Origin of the sequence: Prauserella marina (assembly GCF_002240355.1) — a bacterium.
In the GTDB taxonomy this organism is placed as follows: Bacteria; Actinomycetota; Actinomycetes; order Mycobacteriales; family Pseudonocardiaceae; genus Prauserella_A; species Prauserella_A marina.
In genome coordinates this window covers 2,224,168-2,244,622 of record NZ_CP016353.1, presented here as the reverse complement: position 1 = coordinate 2,244,622, position 20,455 = coordinate 2,224,168, and the positions used below count along the sequence as shown (strand labels likewise).

Below are 20,455 nucleotides of genomic sequence, written 5' to 3'. Positions count from 1 at the left end.
ACCGCGCGCCGGGCCGGACAGACGTGGCCGGTGTTCGCCGGCCTGACCGGAGCCTTCCTCGCTAGGCTGGAGCGATGGACGCGCTGGCTCGCCTGCTGGACGGTCCCCGGGCACAGGGGGCGTTCCTGCTTCGCTCCGTGTTCGACCCGCCGTGGTCGGTGCGGGTGCGCGATCGCGCCCCGCTGACCGTGCTCGCGATGGCGCGGGGGCAGGGCTGGCTCGTTCCCGACGACGCGGAGCCCGTCCAGCTGCGGGAAAGGGACGTCGCCATCCTGCGCGGCCCCGATCCCTACATCGTCGCCGACCGGCCGGACACCGAACCGACGATCGTGGTCCATCAAGGGCAGCGCAGCACGAGCACCACCGGCGATCCGCTGTGCGAAACCCTCGACCTCGGCGTGCGCACGTGGGGCACCGGATCGGCCGACGGCGGATCCGACGTGATGCTCATCGGCACCTACGACGTGCCGGGTGAGATCAGCGGCAGACTGCTCGACGCGCTGCCGCCCCGCCTGGTCATCAGTCACCAGACCTGGGACTCTCCGCTTGTTCCGCTGCTGGCGACGGAAATCGGCAGAGCGGAGCCCGGCCAGGAGGTCGTACTGGACCGGCTGCTCGACCTGCTGCTCATCGCGGCGCTGCGGGAGTGGTTCGCCAGGCCGGAATCCAGCGCTCCCGCCTGGTACCGCGCGCACAGTGACCCGGTCGTCGGCGCCGCGCTGCGGCTGCTGCACGCCAACCCGGCTCACCCGTGGACGGTGGCCGAACTGGCCGCCAAGGCCGGTACCTCCCGCGCCGTGCTCGGCAGGCGGTTCACCGCGCTCGTCGGTGAACCCGCGATGGCCTACCTCACCGGCTGGCGGCTTGCCATGGCCGCCGACCTGCTCCGCGAGCCGGGCAACACGGTCGACGCCGTGGCGAGAAAGGTGGGCTACGGCAGCGGATTCGCGCTGAGCGCGGCGTTCAAGCGCGTGCGGGGCGTCAGCCCGCGCGGCTACCGCGACGACACCGGGTCCGGCAGCCCCGGCGGTCCCCAGCACACGGCCGACGGGAAAATTCTCGTCGGCGCGAACGCGGATTCGGCGGCGGGAAACTGACATACTGCCGCGATGGACGTCCCCACGCTGGTAGCCGCACTGGACGAAGCAGGAACGACGCTGGCCGACGCGGCGGCACTCGCCGGACTGGACGCCGAGGTGCCGTCCTGCCCCGGATGGCGGGTCAGGGACGTGCTGCTGCACACCGGCGGCGTGCACAGGTGGGCGACGACGTTCGTCGCCACCGGCCGCGCCGAACCACTCGAACTGGTGGAACCACACGACATCTCCGACTCGCTTCCCGGTGACACCGGGCTGGTGGCCTGGTTCCTCGAAGGGCACGCCGCGCTCGTCGGGGCCTTGCGTTCCGCGCCGGAATCGCTGGAGTGCTGGACGTTCCTCGCCGCGCCGAACCCGCTCGCGCACTGGGCCCGCAGGCAGGCGCACGAGACGACCGTGCACAGGGTCGACGTGGAGCTGGCGAGCGGGACGCCGACCAAGGTGGGCACCGATCTCGCGGCCGACGGCATCGACGAGCTGCTGACCTGCTTCGCGGTGCGCTCCCGCAAGGTGAGTGCCGACCCGGCCCGCATCGTGCGGGTGACGGCCGCCGACGCCGGGACGCACTGGACGTTGCGCCTCACGCCGGGCAACCGGCCGACCGCGAGCAAGGACGAACCGGGACAGCCGCCCGACACCGTGTTGCGCGGAAGCGCGGAGGAGCTGTACCTCGCCTTGTGGAACCGGGCCCCGCTGGCACCCCTGCACGTGGAAGGCGACGATGCCGTGGTCGCCGAGTGGCCGAGGCTGCTGCGGGTGCGCTGGTAGCCGAGTCGCGAGCAGTCGGGTACGGCGCTGGCCGCCGCATGCGAGTCCCCCGCCCAGGAGCGCGAGTCCCCCGTCCAGCCCGCCGAGATCCGCGTTCGGGAACGCGAGATCCGCACTCAGAAACGCGAGGTCCGCATCCAGGCCGCCGAGATGCGCATTCGGCCGCCGGAGGACCCCGCCGGGGCCGAGCCACCGACGTGAACTAGCCGCGCTCCTTGAGCACCCTGCGCAGGATCTTGCCCGTCGGCGACTTCGGGATGTCGGCGACGAACTCGACCTCCCTCACCTTCTTGTACGGCGCGACCCTGGCGGCGACCCACTCCATCAGCTCGGCGGCATCCAGCTCACCGTCACGCACCACGAACGCCTTCGGTGCCTCCCCGCCCTCGGCGTGCGCGACACCGATCACCGCGACGTCGGCGACACTGGGGTGCCCCAGCAGCACCGATTCGAGTTCGGCCGGAGCGACCTGATAGCCCTTGTACTTGATCAGTTCCTTGAGCCGGTCGACGATCCAAAAGAGACCGTCTTCGTCGACGCGGGCGAGATCCCCGGTATGCAGCCATTTCCCGGTGATGGTCGCCGCGGTCGCCTCAGGGTCGTCGAGGTAGCCCGCCATCACCTGTGGCCCGCTGACGAGCAGCTCGCCGGTGTGCCCTTCGGCGACGTCCTCGTCGGTGCCCGGCCGGACGAGCCTGGCGAGCGTGCTCGGCGAGAGCACGCCGACGCTGCCCGGCGGAGTCCGCGCGAACTCCTCTTCGAACACCTGATGGGTTCCCGGGCTCGCCTCCGTCATCCCGTATCCCTGGCGGATCCGGCAGCCGAGGCGGTCCTGCGCGCGTTCGGTGGCCCCGGTGTCGAGCGGCGCCGCGCCACAGAAGGCGTACCGCAGCGCGCTGAGATCTCGTCGCTCCACTCCTGGTGCCTCGGCGAGCGCGAGCACCATGGGCGGCGCGAAATAGGCTCTGGTGACGCGGTGTTGCGCGAGGGCGTCGAGGTAGCTCTGCGGCTCGAACCTCGGCAGGGTCAGCACGGTCGCGCCGCCGAGTAGTCCCGAGTTGAGGATGATCGTGAATCCGTAGATGTGGAAGAACGGCAGCACCGCCGCCATGACGTCGGAGTTCGTGATCCGCCAGCCCACCCTGGTCTGCGCGAGGTTGGCGACGAGATTGCGGTGGGTCAGCCTGACGCCCTTCGGTTTTCCGGTCGTCCCGCTTGAGAACGGAAGTATCGCCAGCGCCGCCGCCGGGTCGATGTCAGCGCGCGGGGGCGGCGCCTGCGACGCGAGTACGTCGTCGAAGGAGCGCGCGCCCGGATGCCGCCCGAACACGATGACGTGCCGCAGCCCGGCGGCCGTCGCCGCGGCGACGGCTTTCTCCGCCGCTTCGGCCGAGGTGATGAGCACCGACGCCTTCGCGGCCGTGAGCAGGCCGCCGACCTCGCCGGGGGTGAGCACGGGATTGACCGGCGCGACGGCGGCGCCCGCCGTCAGCACCGCGTGCACGGCGACGGCGTAGCGCGGCTGGTTGTGGCTCATGACCGCCACGACGTCGCCCTCCCCGACGCCGAGCGCGGCGAGCCCTGCCGCGCCCTCGGCGACCTGCCTTGCCAGTTCGCGGTAACCGATTGTTTCACCGGTGACGCCGTCGACGAGCGCGGGCGCGTCACCGAATCGCTCCGCCTCGCCGAGCACATATTCGGTGAGGGTGGCGCCGGGCACCGAGATGTCCGGTAGCGGGCTGTGATAGTTCATCGGGACTCCTCGTGAGCCGGAACGATCCTCAGCGATAGAAACGAAATACGGGCCGCGCGACGCAGGCCGGTTTGTCCTCGTGTTCGATGTGGACGGTGAGGTCCACGGTGAGCTGGACACCTTCGCCCGCGAGGTGTTCAACGGAGACGAGCTTTCCCGATGCCCTGACTCGCGAACCCGCGCGCACCGGCGAGGGGAACCGCACCTTGTCGAGCCCGTAGTTCACCTTGGTGTTCGCGTCCGCGACATCCAGCAGTTCCGTCCACAACGGAATGACGAGGGACAGGGTGAGGTAGCCGTGTGCGATGGTGCCGCCGAACGGTCCGTCCTTGGCTTTCTCCTCGTCGACGTGAATCCACTGATGGTCGCCGGTGGCTTCGGCGAAGGTGTCGATGCGCTCCTGGCCGACGGTGAGCCACCCGCTGTGCCCGAGGTCGGTTCCCGCCATGCCGTCGAGATCGGCGATGGTCACCGTTGTGGTCATTGTCCTTCTCCCAGTCCGAGCAGTGCCACCGCGTTGTCCTTGTAGATCTTGGGTCGCACGTGGGGTTTGATGTCGAGCCGTTCGAAGTCGCTCAGCCACCGGTCCGGTGTGATGAGCGGATAGTCGGATCCGAAGAGGACCTTGTCCTGAAGCAGACTGTTGGCGTAGCGCACGAGCTGAGGCGGGAAGTACTTCGGCGACCATCCCGAGAGGTCGATGTGGACATTGGGCTTGTGCATCGCGACGGCGAGCGCCTCGTCCTGCCACGGGAACGACGGATGCGCCATGACGATCTTCAGGCCGGGGAAGGTGACGGCCACCTCGTCCAGCAGCATCGGGTTGGACAGCGCCAGTTTGATCCCGCCCCCACCGGGCATTCCCGCTCCGATTCCGGTCTGTCCGGTGTGGAATACCGCGGGCACGCCAAGTTCTTGCGCGACCTCCAGCAACGGATAGGCACTGCCGTCGTCGGGCGCGAAGTTTTGGATGCTCGGATGGAACTTCAGGCCGCGCATTCCGTGTTCGGTCACCAGTGTCCTGAACCGGCGCGCCCCCGCGACCCCCTTCGCGGGGTCGACACTGGCGAAGGGAATGAGCACGTCGGCGTTGTCCGCCGCGACCTGCGCGATGTTCTCCTGGGACAGCGCGGGATGCCCCGTGCTGGACTCGATGTCCACCGTGAACACGACCGCGCCCAGGTCCCGCTGCCGGTAGTAGTCGGCGGTGTCGGCGAGGGTGGGCGCCCTGTGCTCGGATCCGAAATGGTGCGCGGACGCGGCGAGGTAGGCATTGGGAAGGGAAAAGTGGCCGTTGCCATCGGTTTCGACGTGCACGTGCACGTCGATCGCCTTCAGCTTCGCGGGATCCATTGTGGTGCGATCCACTGTGGTCTCCGCGGTCATCGTGGCTCCGGCAGGTTCTCGCCGACGCTCTGCGGTTGCGCGCCCACGGTGGTGCTCCACGCGGCGGCGATGTCGTCGGCGGACCAGCCGCCATCGGCGTAGGCCGCGGCAACCTGCCGAGGGTGCGACCACAGCGAAAGCCGGTCGCCGCCGATGCCGACGCACTGGCCGGTGATCCCGGCGGCCTCGGCCGAGGCGAGAAACACGACGAGTCCCGCCGCGTCCTCAGGGGTGCCGAACGCCAGCGCGGTCCTCGCGAACGACGGCACCGGCTCCCCCGCTCTGATCGCCTCGGCGTATCCCCTGAGCGCGGGAATCGTTTCCGTCATGGCGGTCGCCGCGACGGGGATGACGGCGTTGACGGTGATCTCGGCGCGGGCCAGTTCCATCGACCAGGTGCGGGCGAACGCGGCGATGCCCGCTTTCGCCGCCGAGTAGTTGGTCTGCCCGAAGTTTCCCCGCTGGCCCGCCGGCGAACCGACGAGGATCAGCCGACCGCCCTCGCCCTGCGTCCTGAGCTGCCTCGCCGCCGCTCGCGCACACGTGAACGTCCCGCGCAAATGCACGTCGACGACGGTGTCGAAGTCGTCGTCCGTCATCTTCCAGAGCACCTTGTCGCGCAGCACTCCAGCGTTGGTCACCAGCACGTCGAGCCTGCCGAACTCGGCGACCGCCCTCTCCACGAGCGCGTCGGCCACCTCGGCTCCGCCGATGGCACCGGCGTGCGCGACGGCCTTGCCTCCCGCCTCGACGATCCCGGCGGCCGTGTCCTCGGCCGACGCCGGGTCGAGGTCGTTGACGACCACCGCCGCGCCCGCCCCGGCCAGTGCCTCGGCATAGGCGAGACCGAGCCCCCTGCCCCCGCCGGTCACGATCGCGACCCTGCCGCTGAGGTCCATCGGTCGACCGCCTCCCTTGATTTCAGGTTTCCTGATATCAAGGTTTACTCATCATCGGTTCCGGTTGTCAACCGGTGCCGGAACGCGGATCTCGGCGTCCGGGGTGCGGATCTCGCGGCCCGGAACGCGGATCTCGGCGCCCTGGACGGGGGACTCGCGGGGCACTCAGGCGTAGTGGACACCAAGACCCGCCTGCCCTGGCGCGACATGGGGGCGCAGCACCAGGTTCTCGTCGTAGTCGCCGCCGTCCTGGTGCCGGAACGCGATCGGCCGCTCCTCCGGCATCGCGAGCAGCCGGCGCCGCAGCCGCAGGGCCTCGCGGGCGAAGTCCTGCTCACACGCCCGGTCCGCGCCGTAAATGGCGACCGGAGGCAGCGCCGCCATCCCGGTGTACCAGAAGAGCCCGTGCTGCAAGGGAAACAACACATCGTCGAGCGCGCCGTGAATACCCCTCGGCCCGAAACTCGCTTCCCTCGCGCCGATCGTGGTGATCACCATCGCCCGTTTGCCCGCCAGCCCGCCGTCGCCATAGCGCAGGGTGTGCCCATACTCGTCCTTCACGCCGAAGGCGAAGCCGTTGAGCAGCACCCTGTCGAACCAGCCCTTGAGGATCGCGGGCGGGCCGAGCCACCACAGCGGGAACTGCGTGACGATCGTGTCGGCCCACCGGATGTGCTCGTGCTCGGCTCGGATGTCGGCGCTCAGCGTTCCCTCGGTGTTGGCTCGCTTCGACGCCTCACCGACAAGCAGCCGCCGGTCCGGTTCCTGCCCGAAGTCGGCCGCGTCGACGACCGGGTTCCACTTCATGGCGTACAGGTCGCGCAGGCGCACCTCGTGTCCCGCCTCGCGCAACGCGGCGATGCCCTCGTCCTTGAGCGACCCGCTCAGCGACCGTTCCTCGGGGTGGGCGTAGATCCACAACACGTTCATGACACCAGCGTGCGGTGACCGGACCACGACGACGAGTGGCCCGATTGACAACATGTGAAAGGATCGGGCCATGAGCGGTTCGCCCCACATCGTCGCGGTCCTCGCGAGGGACGGCGTCATGCCCATGGAACTGGGACTGGTTCACCAGATCTTCGGGGCCGCCCGCTCGCCGGAGGGCACGCGGCTGTACGACGTGCGTACCTGCGCGGTGACTCCCGGTGAGATCCACACGAACGCCGACTTCTCGATCCACGTCGGCAACGGCATCGAGACACTCGCCGAGGCCGCGACGGTCGTCATTCCCGCGAGCCACGCCGCCGACGAGACCGAGGCCAGCGGAAACCTCGCTCCCGCTCTGGCGGCGGCCATCGCCGCGATCAAGCAGGGCACGACGATCGCCTCGATCTGCACGGGCGCCTACGTCCTCGCGGCGGCCGGACTGCTCGACGGTAGGAAGGCCACGACGCACTGGAACTCCGCCGACGACTTCCGGCGCCGTTTCCCGCTGATCGAACTCGACCCCGGCGTGCTCTACGTCGACGAGGGAGACATCCTGACCTCGGCGGGCGAGGCCGCCGGCATCGACCTGTGCCTGCACCTCATCCGCCGCGAGCACGGCGCGGCGGTCGCCAACGAAGTGGCGCGGCGCACAGTCGTGCCTCCGCACCGAGAGGGAGGCCAGGCCCAGTACGTGACGAGGCCCGTTCCGGAGCCCGGCATCTCCTCGACCGCTGCGGCGAGGGCGTGGGCTGTGGAACAATTGCACCGCCCGGTCTCGTTGACAGAGTTGGCCGACCGGGAATCCATGAGCACCCGCACCTTCACCCGGCGATTCCGGGACGAAGTCGGGATGTCTCCCGTGCAGTGGCTCACCCAGCAGCGCATTGAACGAGCCCGCCACCTGCTTGAGCAGACCGATCTGCCCATCGACCGGATCGCGAGCGAAGCGGGATTCGGCACGGCCGCATCGTTGCGGCAACATCTGAATGCCGCACTCGGAGTATCACCGAGTGCTTACCGCGGCACGTTCCGTGGCGGAATCAAGTGACCTTGAAAAGCGTTGTCATAACGGGAAGGGGTGACAACGATTGGCAAACGCGACTATGACGTCGACGACGTCGACGACTTCGAAGCCCGCGACGACCCGACGGCGCGCGGGGCACGGTGCCAGCGAGGAACCCGACCTCGTCCGAGCTTACCTCGACGAGATCGGTACGACGCCGTTGCTCACGGCGACGGAAGAGGTCGACCTCGCCAAGCGCATCGAGGCCGGGGTCTTCGCGGCCGAACTCCTCCGCAAGGCCGACGCGGGTGAGGAAGAACCGGCGGCGGGCCGTCGCGACCTCGAAACGGTGGCAAGAGACGGCCTGCTGGCCAAGGACCACATGGTGCGGGCGAACCTGCGCCTCGTGGTGACCGCGGCCCGCAAGAACCGCAACATGAAGCTGCCCCTGCTCGACGCCATCCAGGAGGGCAACCTGGGCTTGATCCGCGCGGTCGAGAAATTCGACTACGCCAAGGGCTTCAAGTTCTCCACCTATGCCATGTGGTGGATCAGGCAGGCCATCCAGCGGGGCAACGCCTTCCAGGCCAGCACCATCCGGCTGCCGATGCACACGGCCGAGCAGCTCGCCAAGCTCGACCGGCTCGAACGCAACCTGCAAGCACAAAGCCAGCAGGACCCCAGCGTGGAGGAGCTGGCAGCGGCGGCGAACATGCCGGTGGAGCGCGTGGTGGCGCTGCGAAGGGCGGGGCAGTCCACGGTGAGCCTCGACGTCCCGCTCGACGAGGACGGCGAGCTCAAGCTCGGCGACCTGGTCGCCGCCGACTCCGTACCGGGAGTCGGCGAGGCGCTGGAGTACCAGGGCATGGTCGCCGACCTGCACGCGGCACTCGACACGCTTCCCGCGCTGGAAGCCTCGGTGCTGTCGCTGCGGTACGGCCTCACCGACGGCCACCCGCACACCGTGCCGGAAATCGCACAACGGCTCAGCGTCACCCGCAAGCGGGTTCGCACGCTGGAGCAGCGCGGCATGGAGGTGCTGCGCGACGCGCAGCACCGTAAGCCGCTGCTGGAATGGGCCAGCTGAGCCAGGCTGCGAAAGGGTGCCTTCCGATCGGGCAGGTCATAGGATCGATGCGTGGACCTGCCCGTTCAACCACCGGTGAAACCGATGCTCGCCACGCTGGTGCGCGAGATGCCTCGTGGCCCCCAGCTGGCCTATGAGCCCAAATGGGACGGTTTCCGCTGCGTCGTGTTCCGCGACGGCGACGAGATCGAGCTGGGTTCGCGCAACGACCGGCCACTGACGAGATACTTCCCCGAACTCGTCGAGTTGCTGGCCGAGGCACTGCCCCGGCGGTGCGTCGTCGACGGTGAGGTCGTCATCGTCACCGAAGGCGGTCTCGATTTCGGCGCGCTGCAACTGCGATTGCATCCCGCGGCGTCGCGAGTGAAGAAGCTGGCCGGAGAGACACCGGCCAGCTTTGTCGCGTTCGACCTGCTCGCGCTGGGCGACGACGATCTGACCTCGGAACCATTTTCGCGCAGGCGAGAACTACTGGAAGGCATCCTCGGCACGGCGCCCGCCAGGGTCCACCTGACTCCGCTCACCACCGACCCCGGCGTCGCGAGCGACTGGTTCACCCGCTTCGAGGGCGCCGGCTTCGACGGCGTGATGGCCAAACCCACCGACCTGCCTTACGAACAGGACCGCAGGGTGATGTGGAAGGTCAAGCACGAACGCACCGCCGACTGCGTCGTCGCCGGTTTCCGGTGGCACAAGGACGGCGAGGGCATCGGCTCGCTGCTGCTTGGCCTCTTCGACGAGCAAGGTGTCCTGAACCACGTGGGTGTCGCGAGTGGATTCGCGGCGAAACGACGCACCGAACTGGTCACCGAACTGGCGCCGCTGCGGGAGAACGCGCTGGAGCGGCATCCGTGGCGCGACTGGGCCGAGGCACACGCCGAGGCCGGTGGCCGGATGCCGGGTGGAGGCAGCAGGTGGGCAGTCGGCAAGGACCTTTCCTGGGAACCGGTGCGGACCGAACTCGTCGCCGAGGTGCGCTACGAACACGTGCAGGGCGGCCGGTTCCGGCACGGTGGCCGCCTCGTGCGGTTCCGGCCGGACCGCACACCGGAATCCTGCACTTACGCTCAGCTCGACGAGGTGCCTCCAGCGGAGCTGGCCTCGTTGTTCAGTGAAGCCGGAACGTGAGACGGGTGCGACCATGAGTGAACGGATCTCGCTGGACGTCGACGGCACCGAGGTCACCGTTTCCAGTCCTGACAAGGTGTTCTTCCCCCAGCGGGGGGAGACCAAATTGGACCTGGTGCGCTACTACCAGGCCGTCGCGGGCCCGCTGCTGGAGACCCTGCGCGGGCGGCCGCTGCTGATGGAGCGCTACCCGGCGGGCGCGGGCGGTAAGTCGTGGTTCCAGAAGCGGGTGCCGAAGTCGGTACCGGACTGGCTGACCACCACGGTCGTCAGCACTCCCAACGGCACCACGAGCGACGCGCTCGTCGCCGCCGATCTCGCCCACATACTGTGGGCGGTCAACCTCGGCTGTCTGGGCTTTCACGTGTGGCCCTATCACGCGGCGACGCCGGAGGTCACCGACGAACTGCGCGTCGACCTCGACCCCTCGCCGGGCGTCACCTTCGACGACGTCCGGCAAACCGCGGTGCTGACAAGGGAACTACTCGCCGAGTACGGCATCGAGGCTCACCTCAAGACCAGCGGCTCCAGGGGCCTGCACGTCTACGTCAGGCTCGAACCCCGGTGGAACAGCTACGAGGTCAGGGCCGGTGCGGTGGCGCTCGCCCGCGAACTGGAGCGGCGGCACTCCGGCCTCATCACCGCTCAATGGTGGAAGGAAGAGCGGGGCAGCCGGGTTTTCGTCGACTTCAACCAGAACGCTCCACACCGGACGGTGTTCGGCGCGTGGTGTGTCCGGCCGAGGGCCGGGGCACAGGTCTCCACCCCGGTCGCGTGGACCGATGTGGACGGTCTCGATCAGGACGCGCTGACGATCGCCACCGTGCCCGCGCTGCTCGCCGAACGCGGCGACCCGTGGGAGGGCATCAACGACCGGCCACAGTCACTGGAACCGCTGCTGGAACAGTCGCGAAAGGACTTGGCGTCCGGGTTGATGGACGCGCCGTGGCCTCCCGTGTACCCGAAGCAACCGGGCGAACCGCCGCGCGTCGCGCCGAGCAGAGCCAAAAGCACCTGAAGACCAAGGGTTACGCCGCACGCGAGCCCTTCCGCCGTCGCTCGACCCGTTCCGTCGCGTCCTTCCACGTGATCGGGAGGTCACTCGCGGGTACGGTCCACTCGGTGAACACGGCCTCGCGCATCACGTCGTGCTGGCGGCGCATGATCGAGACGTGTGGTTCGGTTCTGACGAACCGTTCGAGCGATTCTCTGTCGCGCCAGGCCGAAAGGGTCCAGAATCTGCGCCGCAACGGCTGGGCCCGCAGGGACACTCCCCAGGCTCCTTCCGACCCGCGCACCTGTAGCCACACCCGCAGCGAGGCCGCGAGAAAGCCCGGTACGTGCCGGAGGGACTTGACTTCCAGTAATGACGCCAGCACGACGGCCTCGGCGTCCTGCTCCGGGCGCCGCGGTGTCAGCCACGATGTGGTGGGCATGGGTCCTCCCCTGTCGTCAGCTAGTAGATAGTGACACTATCTGCTATCCACTGACCTGTCCACCGCATGACGTCAGGGCAGCCCGCCGTCGTCGTCGTTGACCTGCTCGCTCAGGGTGTCGCGCCAGCCCTGGAGCTCGGCGATCAGCGCGTCGACGATGTCGAGGGCATCGCCGGGGCGGCCCTCCCGCAGGTGCCTCGCCATCAACCTGGCCCCGTCGCCGAGCCGCTGTGGCAGCCCTTCGCCGTCCGGATCGTGCCGCCAGTCCTCTGGCTTCTCGCTCATGTCCATCGGCTGTGCCCGGCGACCGCGGTGATCAAACCTTGTCAAGCCGCGAGTCCCCCGCCCGGGACGGCGAGATCCGCGCTGAGGCACACGAGCGCACCCGGAATCGCACCACCCGCACACCCGGCGCCCCCGGACACGTCCTGGACACCCCGGGAAAAGCCGCGGGGTGTCCAGGACCTCAGCCGTCATCGGCCGCCGCGTCGGCGCGCGGGCCACCGTCGCTCACAACTGGCTCAACCACACCCCGTGCAGACCTTGTCCCCCGGCCCGCTCCGTCCACACGACCCGGCCGGTCTCGTCGGGTATCTTCGCGATCTCGGCCGTGGCGTTCCAGTTCTGCACCGGGAGCACCACGGTCCGGCCGGTGTCGCGGTCCACGATCGCGGCGTCGCCGTACCCGCCTCCTGGCCAGGCGTTCTGGTACATCAGCATCCGGTTGCCGGTGTGGTCTGTCTCGTGCTGGAACAGTCCCCAGCCACCGGGAATGATGTTTCCCGAGCCGATAGGCCCGCTGCCGATCTTCCAGTGGAAGGCCGTACCGGGTCCCCAGCCATTCGGCCCCGCTCCGATGAGGACGGTCCCGTCACCGGAGAGCCTTGTGTTGACGAAGGTTCCCCATTCCGGATCGTTCGGGAAAAGATTCTGGTACTCACCGGTCTCGGCGTCGTACCTGATGGTCGTCTTGTGCCATTCGGTCGTGGGCCCGACGCCTGCCGAGTAGGTCACCCACCGCCCGTCGTCCGACATGTCGTAGGTGTAGCCGACGATGCGGTGGCAGTCCTCCAGTGGACAGTAGGTCATCTCGACGAGCGAGTCCGCCGTCGCGCGGTACGTCGTGCCGAGGAACGCGCCACCGTCCGAGGAAACACCGAAGGCCACGGTGGTGCCGTCGTCGGTCATGGTCAGTTGCCCGCGCAGTTCACCCGCTACACCCCGGTTGGCCTGCCAGGTCCCTCCCCCTTCGAGATCGTGCACGAGCAGTGCGTCGTCGGCGGCGAAGGCCACCACGCTGCCGTCCTGGTTCGTGGCGACAAGGGATTGCTGACCATAGGCGCCCCAGCTGGTGGAACTGACCAATTCGCCTGACAAGCCACGCGAGGCGACGACCAGAGCGCCGGTGTCGAGATCCTTGCGGACTAGGTAGTTCGCGTCCGGCCCCGCGCTGCGGTGCATGAGTGGCACGAGGTTGCTGTCGGATGTCGTGGAGAAGAACACGTACCTGCCGTCGCCGGAGATCGCGATGTCCTGTTTTCTCCCTGCCACCGCCGTGCGGTCGGGTCTTCCGTGCTCGTCGATCGCGATGTTGACCACTCCGTTATCACCACTCAGATCGGGCGGAAGCGGGACGACGGGCTCGGACCACGAGCTGAATCCGCTGACCCCGAAGTCGGTTTTGGCCGCGACCTGAAAGCGGTAGCTCACGCCGGGTTCCAGCGGTGCTACCAGTGCGGGCGAGCTTCCGACGTTTCTGACATAGGTCCGGTCCTCCGACTTGACCTTGACGAGATACTCCGTGATCGGAGATCCCCCGTCGTCGGCCGGAGGATTCCACTCCAGCAGGGCACCCCCCGGAGCCGGTTCGGCGACGAGACCGGATGGCGCATCCGGAGGGAACGCGCCGACCCGCACCGTGGCTTCGGAAATGCTTTCCGGCGCGAGCGCGTCGGCGGGGCGCACCGCGCGGACCGTGGCGACACCTCCGGTCGCCGAAACGTATTCGCCTGACGAATCGATCTCACCGGGGCCGTCGGTGACCGACCAGTTGACGGTGCTGTCAGAGGGTACGCGAATGTAGTCGAGGCCCATCCGCACGGGTTTGTCGACGTCGGTATCGACCATGCGCGGATCGATCTGGATGCCGTTGAACGGTCCGTCCGCCGCGAACAACTCCCATTTGCACGTCTCGGCATCCAGCAGATTCTGGGTGAAGTCGAAGCTGAACCCGAAGAACTCCCTGCTTTTCAGGAACACGTCGAGCGTGCAGCCCGCGTGCATCGTGAACCAGGGATCGGCGTTGGTATCGGCCGTCGTCTGGAAATACGGTTCCACTTTGACTCCCGGCCCCGCCGCGTTGTAAAGGAAGACGGTGAAGCTCACCGGCATCGCCAGTTTCGCGGATACGGAGCCGAAAGCCCGGAATTCGCCTCCGTCGCTCGAAACCTCATCGATCGGCGTGGCAGTCACCTCCCCGCCGACGATGTCGAGTTTCGCGCCGAGTTTGTGGGAAATCTTGCTGGTGAAGGTGACCCCGGCCGAGTAGCCGATCTCGCCGGTGATCTTCATGTCGAATTCGGGACACCAGACCAGTGGGTACCCTCCGATCATGAGGGTGTTGCACTTGCCCTTGATCTTGAAGAGTTCCCATTCCTTGTCCCACTTCGGAAGAACGCCGAGTTGCGCCTTGAGGTCGAAGGTAGCTTCGATCGCCGCCGTAAAACTGGTCCGGGGCGCCGATCCCGACGTCAGGTCGATCGAACCGTCGACGGTCGGTTTGAACGTGCCCGTCGCCGAATAGCTCCCGACTCGTCCGCCGTGCTCGCCCAGTGACATGTCGACCTTCACGACGAGGGCGCCGTTACTGAACGAGACCTCGGGGCCGCCCTTGTCCTTGTCGTCATCGGGAGCCAGCTTGCTCAGCGGAACGCCGTCGACCTTCGGCTCGACGATCTCCGTCCCCGGCCCCTCATCGGCAAGCCCCGCGATCTCCGGCGGATCCAGCGACATGTCGAAGGCCACCGAGGTGTCTTCGAAGACCTCGTCCACACCTGCCTGCTCGGTACGGATCTCCGCTTGTCTCCCGTTCTCGACGACGCTCGTGACCCGGTGCAGCAGGCCACGTGGCGCGGCGGGTGCCGGGCCCGACATCAAGATCGTTCCTGGCGCGAGGTCCACAATTTCTTCCGGGACCTCACCGAATTCGATGGTGCCGTCGGGAAGTACCGCGGTGATGGCGTTCGCGGCTGGTTCGGACAACACGTGGGGCTCGCCCACCACGGTCAACCGCGGCTCGATGGGCCCGACGGCCTCACTCGCGGGACCGAGGCCGTCGGCGGTGCGCGCGGCGACGCTGAAGTGATAACTCTGCTCTCTGTCGAGGCCGGTGATCTCGGCCTCGGTACCGTCGACGACGGTGAGCAGGTCGCCGGGTGTCGTGCGCACTTCGTACTCGGTGATGTCGCTGCTGCCGGGATCGGCGGGCGCCTGCCAGGACAGACTCGCCGTGCCGTCGCCCCCGACGGCACGCAGATCCGTGGGAGCCCCGGGAAGCCGGGTTCGTGCGGGCGTCACGTCCTCGCGTTCGGCGACGGGACTCGCGCCCGCCTTGTTGAAGGCGGTCACTCCGATCACATGTGCGACATCGTTGTCCAGCCCGGTCAATTCACCGACTGTCGTGTCGGCTGGCAGTTCGAGACGATGCCCACCGGGCTCCGCGGTCAGCAGGTAACCCGTAATGGCGGAGCCTCCGTCCGGAGGTTCGACCCACAGCGCGGCGATTCCCCCGTCGGAAGGCACCACACCGGTGATGACCGGTTCCATCGGAACGTCGCGGGCCTGGGGGTCACCGGATTCGAGGGCGGCGCCGGTTCGCTCTGGCCGAATCCATTGTGCGCCACCACCGACATCCGGTACCGCGTTCCGTTGGTGAGGTCGCCGACGATCGCCGAGCGCGAGTCACCGTCGACGGTCGTGCTGGCGCCGCCCGGTTCCGCGGTGACGACATAGCTCGTGACCTCGGCCGTTTGCGGATCCGGGTCGTGCCAGCTGACCCGCACGGCACCGTCCCTGCCGACTTGGTCACTGATCATCGGGGCGGCCGGAGGTTCCTCCTGAGCCGCCACGGCAGCCAGCCGGGGACCGGTGACGGTTCCGGTTTCGTCCGGCGGGCTCGCGCTCGCCGTTCCCGTCATGCCGCACAACACCGCTGTCACCAGTGAAATGGTGGTGACCCTGAACAACCTCGACCGCACCGAGTCCTCCGCTCCCCATGACCACGACGTCGGACAATCGTGGCAGGACCGGCATATCGGCGAGATAGCGGCGACCTAGCGCGAAGTTTCCCGGCGAGGTCAGATTCCCAGCGCGGTCGCCAAGGTTTTCCCGGCCCGGTCGGCGGGGCCCAGCAGCAGTTCGTTCGTCTTCGCCCGTTTGTAGTAGAGGTGCGCGTCGTGCTCCCACGTGTACCCGATACCGCCGTGCAACTGCAGGCCGGTCGCGGCGACGTCGAAGTAGGCCGGTCCGATGTAGACCGAAGCGAGCGCTGCCGCGGCCGGCGCCTCTCCCGCCGCCTCCGCCGAGGCCCACGCCGCGTACCGCAGCACCGAAACCGCCTGCTCGTACGTGCTGTACATGTCGGCGCAGGCGTGTTTCACCGCCTGGTACGAACCGATGGCCCTGCCGAACTGCACCCTGGCCTTCGCGTAGTCCACAGTGGTCTCCAGCACCCAGGCCATACCGCCGACCGATTCCGCAGCGAGCGCGATCGCGGTGGCATCGGTCACCGCGCGCAGCACGGACTCCGGGTCGGCACAAGCGATCCTGGTCGCCGGTGTTCCGGCGAATTCGAGCCTGCCGAGCCGCCGCGTCGGGTCGAGAGTGTCCAGCGGCGTGTATTGCCGCGAGCCGGTGACGGCGAACCAGCCCGTTGCCCCCGCGTACACGAGCACGAACTCCGCGACGTCCCCCGCTATGACGTAGTCCGCCGTGCCGTGCAGTGTCCAGGTTCCGCCGTCCTCACGCGCCTCCACGGTGTCCACGGGGGACACCGCGACGGTGCCGATCAGTTCACCAGAGGCGAGCCGGGGCAGTACGTCAGCCGAAAGACTCTCGTCGTCGAGCGCGCGTACGGCGTCGACGGCGAGACACGCGGAAGCCAGATACGGAACGGGAGCGAGCGAGCGGCCCAGTTCCTCCAGTACCACACAGCGCTCGACCGGCCCCGCGCGTTCGCCGCCGAATCGCTCCGGCACGGCCAGCCCGGTCACCCCGAGTTCGCAGAGCCGCCGCCACAGCGCCGGATCCCAGCCCTGTTCGCCGATGACCGACCTGACCCGCGCCGGCGGACAGTGATCGGCGATCACGTCGCGCACGGCCGAACGCAATTGCCGTTGCTCGTCGTCGAGTACCAGCCGCATGACGGTTTCCCCCGCTCAGTCCTGGTGCTGTGTTCCCACGCGCAGTTCCCGGAACGGGACACCCCGGTCGGCCTGTGGTTCCTTCGGCAGTCCGAGAATGCGCTCACCGATGATGCCGCGCTGGATCTGATTGGTGCCGCCCGCGATACTCGACGCTGGCGTCGCGTTGATGGCGACGGCCAGCTCGGCACTGTCCACATCGTCCGGTTCCCAGGCGACGGCGCGCGGACCGGCGATCAATCCGGCCACCGACACCGCCTGCCACAGCAGTTGGGCACCGGCCAGTTTGGCGACCGAACCCCGCGCGCCGGGCCGCGATCCGGCATCGGCTTCCTGTTTGAGCCGCGTGTTGAACAGCGCGAGCGCCCGTTCCCTCGCGTACAGCGTGACGAGTTCCGAGCTCACCACCGGATCGTGTGCCCGTCCCAGTTTGCTCGCGAGCGCGTGCAGATTGGCGTAGGTGAGCGGATCGTAGTGCCTGCGCACCGATCCGCCGATGGAGACGCGCTCGTGGCCGAGCATGGTCACGGCGGCGAACCAGCCCGCGTCGACCTCGCCGATCACCGCGTCGGCAGGGACTCGGACGCGGTCGAAGAACACCTCGTTGAACGGTGCTCTTCCGGTCATGTCGCGCAGTGGCCGCACCGTGACGCCCTCGGCCCGCATGTCCACGATGAACATGGTGATACCACGGTGTTTCGGCGCGCCGGGGTCGGTGCGGGCCAGTAGCGCGCCGAAGTCGGCGTACTGCGCTCCGGATGTCCACACCTTCTGGCCGCTGACGACCCAGTCGTCGCCGTCCCGCTCGGCACGGGTTTGCAGGCTCGCCACGTCGGATCCCGCGCCGGGTTCGGAGAAGAGCTGGCACCAGATTTCCTCGCCCCGCAGCAACGGGCGCACATACCGGCTCTTCTGGGCGTGGGTGCCGAGGTCGAGGAGCGTCGGACCGCACATTCCCAGGCCGATCAGGAAGATTCCGGTCGGCAGGTCGCTGGAGGCAGCCTCTTCGTCGAATATCTGTTGCTCAGCCGAGGAAAGTCCAGCGCCACCGTATTCGGCTGGCCAGGTGATCCCCGCGAAACCCGCGTCGTACAGGGCGGCCTGGAACGCTTTGCCCATCGCGACCGGATCGTCCTGAGCCACGCCACCGGGTGGCGCGTACTCGGCGAGCCAGGTTCGCACGTCGTTCCGGAAGTCCATTTCCTACCCCCGCTGGTCCGGCGCGGTGTCCCGGTAACGGGCGCGCAGTTCGTGCTTGAGCAACTTTCCCGTCGGCGTACGGGGAAGGTCGGTGACGAAATCGACGGACCGGGGTGCCTTGTAGTGGGCGATCCTGGCGCGCACGTGGGCAAGCAGCTCCTCGGCCAGCTCGGGTCCCGGTTCAGCCGTGGATTCCGGCTGCACCAATGCTTTCGCGACCTCGCCCAGTTCGGCGTCGGGGACTCCGATGACGGCGACGTCGTGTACGGCGGGATGCAGAGCGAGCACGTTCTCCGTCTCTTGTGGATAGATGTTCACTCCGCCGGAGATGATGGTGAAGGCCGCCCTGTCGGTGAGATAGAGGTAGCCGTCGTCGTCGAGTCTGCCGATGTCGCCGTTGGTCGCCCAGTTCGGGTGACCGGGGTGCCGCGCGGAGCGGGTCTTCGGTTCGTCGTTGTGGTACTCGAAGGCCGGTTCGTCGCGTTCGAAGTAGACGGTGCCGGTACTGCCCGCCGGAAGTACACTTCCGTCCTCAGCGCAGATCCGGACCACGCCAAGTCCTTCCCTGCCGACGGAACCGGGTTTGCCGAGCCATTCCTCGGGGCCGATGAAGGTCATCCCGGCGCCCTCGGTCGAGCTGTAGTACTCGTGCAGGATCGGTCCCCACCAGCTCATCATCTCGTGCTTGACCTCGACGGGGCACGGGGCCGCCGCGTGCACGGCGACCTGGTGGCTGGAGAGGTCGTAGCGGGAGCGGCCGGATTCCGGCAGTTTGAGCATCCTGACGAACATCGTGGGAACCCATTGGCTGTGGGTGACGCGGTAGCGTTCGATCGCCCGCAGGGCCGCCTCGGCTTCGAAGCGCTCCATCATCACGAGCGTGCCACCGACGGCGTGTACGCAGGCGCCGAACCGCAACGGCGCCGCGTGGTAGACGGGCGCGGGCGACAGGTAGACCATCCCCGCCGAGAAGCCGTACTTGGCCTGTAGCAAGGGAAGCAGGATGTTGCCGGGTTCGTCGATCTGGTGACTGGGCAGCGCCACCTTGATCCCTTTGGGACGGCCGGTGGTTCCCGACGAGTACAACAGATCGGCGCCCGCTGGCTGATCCTCGGGCACGGAGGCAGACGCGTTCGCCACCACTTTCGCGTAGTCGTCGAAGCCCTCCACCTGCCCGCCGAAGGCCAGCCGGACGGGCACCCTGACGCGCCGGGCGACCTCGGTCGCGAGTTCGCCGATCGCGGCGGAGACGACGAGCGCCTTGGCTCCCGAGTCGGCGACGATGTAGGCGGCCTCGTCGGGGCCGAGGTGACTGTTGACGGCGGCGAGATACAGCCCCGAGCGCACCGCGGCCCAGTACACCTCGTAGGCGGGCAGCGCGTTGTCGGTCAGCAATGCCACGGTGTCGCCCTTGCGGAGTCCTTCCGCCCGGAAGACGTTGGCCAGCCTCGCGGATTGCTCGGCGAGCGCGCGGTAGCCGAGTACTGCACCGGATTCGGCGAGCACCACCGCGGGACGATCGGGGTGCACGGCGGCGTGGGTGTCCGGGTACATGCTGGTTCCTCCTCGAACCGGCGGTGTCCTTCGAAGACTGGCAGCCCGGCACAATCCAGTCAATGCCGACTGTTTTCCGCCCGCTCTGCGGCGGGTCGCTACCCTGAGCCCATGGCGGGAGCGGGACAACAGGCGGCGCGCAGCCGCAGGGAGCGCACGCAGGACAGTCGCGCGCTGATCCTGGACGCCGCCGTGGACTGCCTTGTCGAGCACGGCTACGCGGGTGCTTCGACGCTGGCGATCCAGGCGAAGGCCGGGGTGTCGAGGGGCAGGCTGCTGCACCATTTCCCTTCCAGGGACGGCCTGCTCGTCGCGGCGGCACAGCACCTGGCGACGACCCGGCTCGCGCACACCGAGCGCAGGGTCGCCGAGGCGCTCACCGACGAGCCGGAAGGCCCGGTCCGGGTCGAGCGCTGCATCGAGTTGTTGTGGACGACTTTCCACGAGCCATTCTTCTGGGCGGCGGTGGAATTGTGGACCGCGGCGCGCACCAACCCGGCATTGGCGGCGGCGCTGCGCCCGGCCGAACGGCAGTTGCGCGACGCGATCCGCGGCGTGGCCGACCGCATCTGGGGCCCTGCCGTGTGTGCCCATCCCCGCTATGACGAGCTACGGGAATTGTTGTTCACCAGCATGCGCGGCGCGGCGTTGCCGTATGCCTTCGAGCGCAGGTCACCGGCGCGCGATCGGCACGTCGCGGTGTGGAAGTCGGTGGCGAGGACGCTGCTGTTCACCGGCGACGCCACAAACAGTCAGGGTTGACTGTAACCGCTCGGGCAGGCCAGCATGTGGTT

General features: G+C 68.3%; 18 protein-coding genes and 1 pseudogene. 7 read left to right on the top strand and 12 right to left on the bottom strand.

Annotation, left to right across the window (positions count from 1 at the left end; translation table 11 throughout):
- Nucleotides 1-74 precede the first annotated feature (74 nt).
- Nucleotides 75-1,001: pseudogene (locus tag BAY61_RS10385) on the top strand (cupin domain-containing protein); the annotation flags it as partial.
- 108 nt (nucleotides 1,002-1,109) lie between these two features.
- Nucleotides 1,110-1,865 (top strand): maleylpyruvate isomerase family mycothiol-dependent enzyme, encoded by a 756-nt coding sequence (locus BAY61_RS10380; RefSeq protein ID WP_091795628.1) that lies wholly within the window; start codon nucleotides 1,110-1,112, stop codon nucleotides 1,863-1,865.
- A 202-nt stretch (nucleotides 1,866-2,067) separates the two neighbouring features.
- Here the strand turns inward: BAY61_RS10380 and BAY61_RS10375 are convergent, their stop codons facing one another.
- From BAY61_RS10375 to BAY61_RS10355, 5 genes are all read right to left on the bottom strand, one after another.
- Complete coding sequence (locus BAY61_RS10375) at nucleotides 2,068-3,618, bottom strand: AMP-binding protein (RefSeq protein WP_091795625.1); 1,551 nt, start codon at nucleotides 3,616-3,618, stop codon at nucleotides 2,068-2,070.
- A gap of 28 nt (nucleotides 3,619-3,646) precedes the next feature.
- Nucleotides 3,647-4,102 carry a MaoC family dehydratase gene (locus BAY61_RS10370; RefSeq protein ID WP_091795622.1) on the bottom strand — a complete coding sequence of 152 codons (456 nt, stop codon included), beginning with the start codon at nucleotides 4,100-4,102 and terminating at the stop codon, nucleotides 3,647-3,649.
- Nucleotides 4,099-4,971, bottom strand: a complete 873-nt coding sequence (locus tag BAY61_RS10365; RefSeq protein WP_091798604.1) for an amidohydrolase family protein — start codon at nucleotides 4,969-4,971, stop codon at nucleotides 4,099-4,101. Before BAY61_RS10365 ends, BAY61_RS10370 begins: the two co-directional genes overlap by 4 nt.
- Nucleotides 4,972-5,000: 29 nt before the next feature.
- Nucleotides 5,001-5,903, bottom strand: a complete 903-nt coding sequence (locus BAY61_RS10360) for an SDR family NAD(P)-dependent oxidoreductase (RefSeq protein ID WP_091795620.1) — start codon at nucleotides 5,901-5,903, stop codon at nucleotides 5,001-5,003.
- Nucleotides 5,904-6,068: 165 nt separating this feature from the next.
- The gene (locus BAY61_RS10355) at nucleotides 6,069-6,833 is read right to left on the bottom strand and encodes an NAD(P)H-dependent oxidoreductase (protein WP_091798602.1); all 765 of its coding nucleotides are present in this window, start codon (nucleotides 6,831-6,833) and stop codon (nucleotides 6,069-6,071) included.
- A gap of 70 nt (nucleotides 6,834-6,903) precedes the next feature.
- On the opposite strand from BAY61_RS10355, the gene BAY61_RS10350 reads away from it, so the two are divergent.
- The 4 genes from BAY61_RS10350 to BAY61_RS10335 are packed head-to-tail and all read left to right on the top strand — an operon-like array spanning nucleotide 6,904 to nucleotide 11,069.
- Nucleotides 6,904-7,881 (top strand): GlxA family transcriptional regulator, encoded by a 978-nt coding sequence (locus BAY61_RS10350; RefSeq protein ID WP_091795617.1) that lies wholly within the window; start codon nucleotides 6,904-6,906, stop codon nucleotides 7,879-7,881.
- 55 nt (nucleotides 7,882-7,936) lie between these two features.
- Nucleotides 7,937-8,923 carry a sigma-70 family RNA polymerase sigma factor gene (locus BAY61_RS10345; protein WP_091795614.1) on the top strand — a complete coding sequence of 329 codons (987 nt, stop codon included), beginning with the start codon at nucleotides 7,937-7,939 and terminating at the stop codon, nucleotides 8,921-8,923.
- A 51-nt stretch (nucleotides 8,924-8,974) separates the two neighbouring features.
- Entirely contained in the window at nucleotides 8,975-10,051 is a 1,077-nt protein-coding gene (locus BAY61_RS10340) for an ATP-dependent DNA ligase (RefSeq protein ID WP_091795611.1), read from the top strand.
- A 13-nt stretch (nucleotides 10,052-10,064) separates the two neighbouring features.
- Nucleotides 10,065-11,069, top strand: coding sequence for a DNA polymerase domain-containing protein (locus BAY61_RS10335; protein ID WP_091798599.1), 1,005 nt, complete (start codon nucleotides 10,065-10,067; stop codon nucleotides 11,067-11,069).
- 10 nt (nucleotides 11,070-11,079) lie between these two features.
- Here BAY61_RS10335 and BAY61_RS10330 read toward each other — a convergent pair whose 3' ends face one another.
- The 7 genes from BAY61_RS10330 to BAY61_RS10300 form a co-directional block, all read right to left on the bottom strand.
- Complete coding sequence (locus BAY61_RS10330) at nucleotides 11,080-11,487, bottom strand: DUF3291 domain-containing protein (RefSeq protein ID WP_091795608.1); 408 nt, start codon at nucleotides 11,485-11,487, stop codon at nucleotides 11,080-11,082.
- 72 nt (nucleotides 11,488-11,559) lie between these two features.
- Nucleotides 11,560-11,772 carry a hypothetical protein gene (locus BAY61_RS10325; RefSeq protein WP_143021313.1) on the bottom strand — a complete coding sequence of 71 codons (213 nt, stop codon included), beginning with the start codon at nucleotides 11,770-11,772 and terminating at the stop codon, nucleotides 11,560-11,562.
- A gap of 225 nt (nucleotides 11,773-11,997) precedes the next feature.
- On the bottom strand, nucleotides 11,998-15,288 hold the full coding sequence (locus BAY61_RS10320) for a fibronectin type III domain-containing protein (protein ID WP_170140046.1): 3,291 nt from the start codon (nucleotides 15,286-15,288) through the stop codon (nucleotides 11,998-12,000).
- Nucleotides 15,210-15,743, bottom strand: coding sequence for a fibronectin type III domain-containing protein (locus BAY61_RS10315; protein WP_091795599.1), 534 nt, complete (start codon nucleotides 15,741-15,743; stop codon nucleotides 15,210-15,212). The genes BAY61_RS10320 and BAY61_RS10315 overlap by 79 nt, the downstream gene beginning before the upstream one ends.
- A gap of 99 nt (nucleotides 15,744-15,842) precedes the next feature.
- Entirely contained in the window at nucleotides 15,843-16,907 is a 1,065-nt protein-coding gene (locus BAY61_RS10310) for an acyl-CoA dehydrogenase family protein (RefSeq protein ID WP_091795596.1), read from the bottom strand.
- A gap of 15 nt (nucleotides 16,908-16,922) precedes the next feature.
- Nucleotides 16,923-18,107 carry an acyl-CoA dehydrogenase family protein gene (locus tag BAY61_RS10305; protein ID WP_091795593.1) on the bottom strand — a complete coding sequence of 395 codons (1,185 nt, stop codon included), beginning with the start codon at nucleotides 18,105-18,107 and terminating at the stop codon, nucleotides 16,923-16,925.
- Nucleotides 18,108-18,110: 3 nt separating this feature from the next.
- Nucleotides 18,111-19,661 carry an acyl-CoA synthetase gene (locus tag BAY61_RS10300; protein ID WP_091795590.1) on the bottom strand — a complete coding sequence of 517 codons (1,551 nt, stop codon included), beginning with the start codon at nucleotides 19,659-19,661 and terminating at the stop codon, nucleotides 18,111-18,113.
- A 111-nt stretch (nucleotides 19,662-19,772) separates the two neighbouring features.
- Here BAY61_RS10300 and BAY61_RS10295 point away from each other — a divergent pair, with 111 nt between their 5' ends.
- Entirely contained in the window at nucleotides 19,773-20,423 is a 651-nt protein-coding gene (locus BAY61_RS10295; protein ID WP_091795587.1) for a TetR/AcrR family transcriptional regulator, read from the top strand.
- Nucleotides 20,424-20,455: the final 32 nt, after the last annotated feature.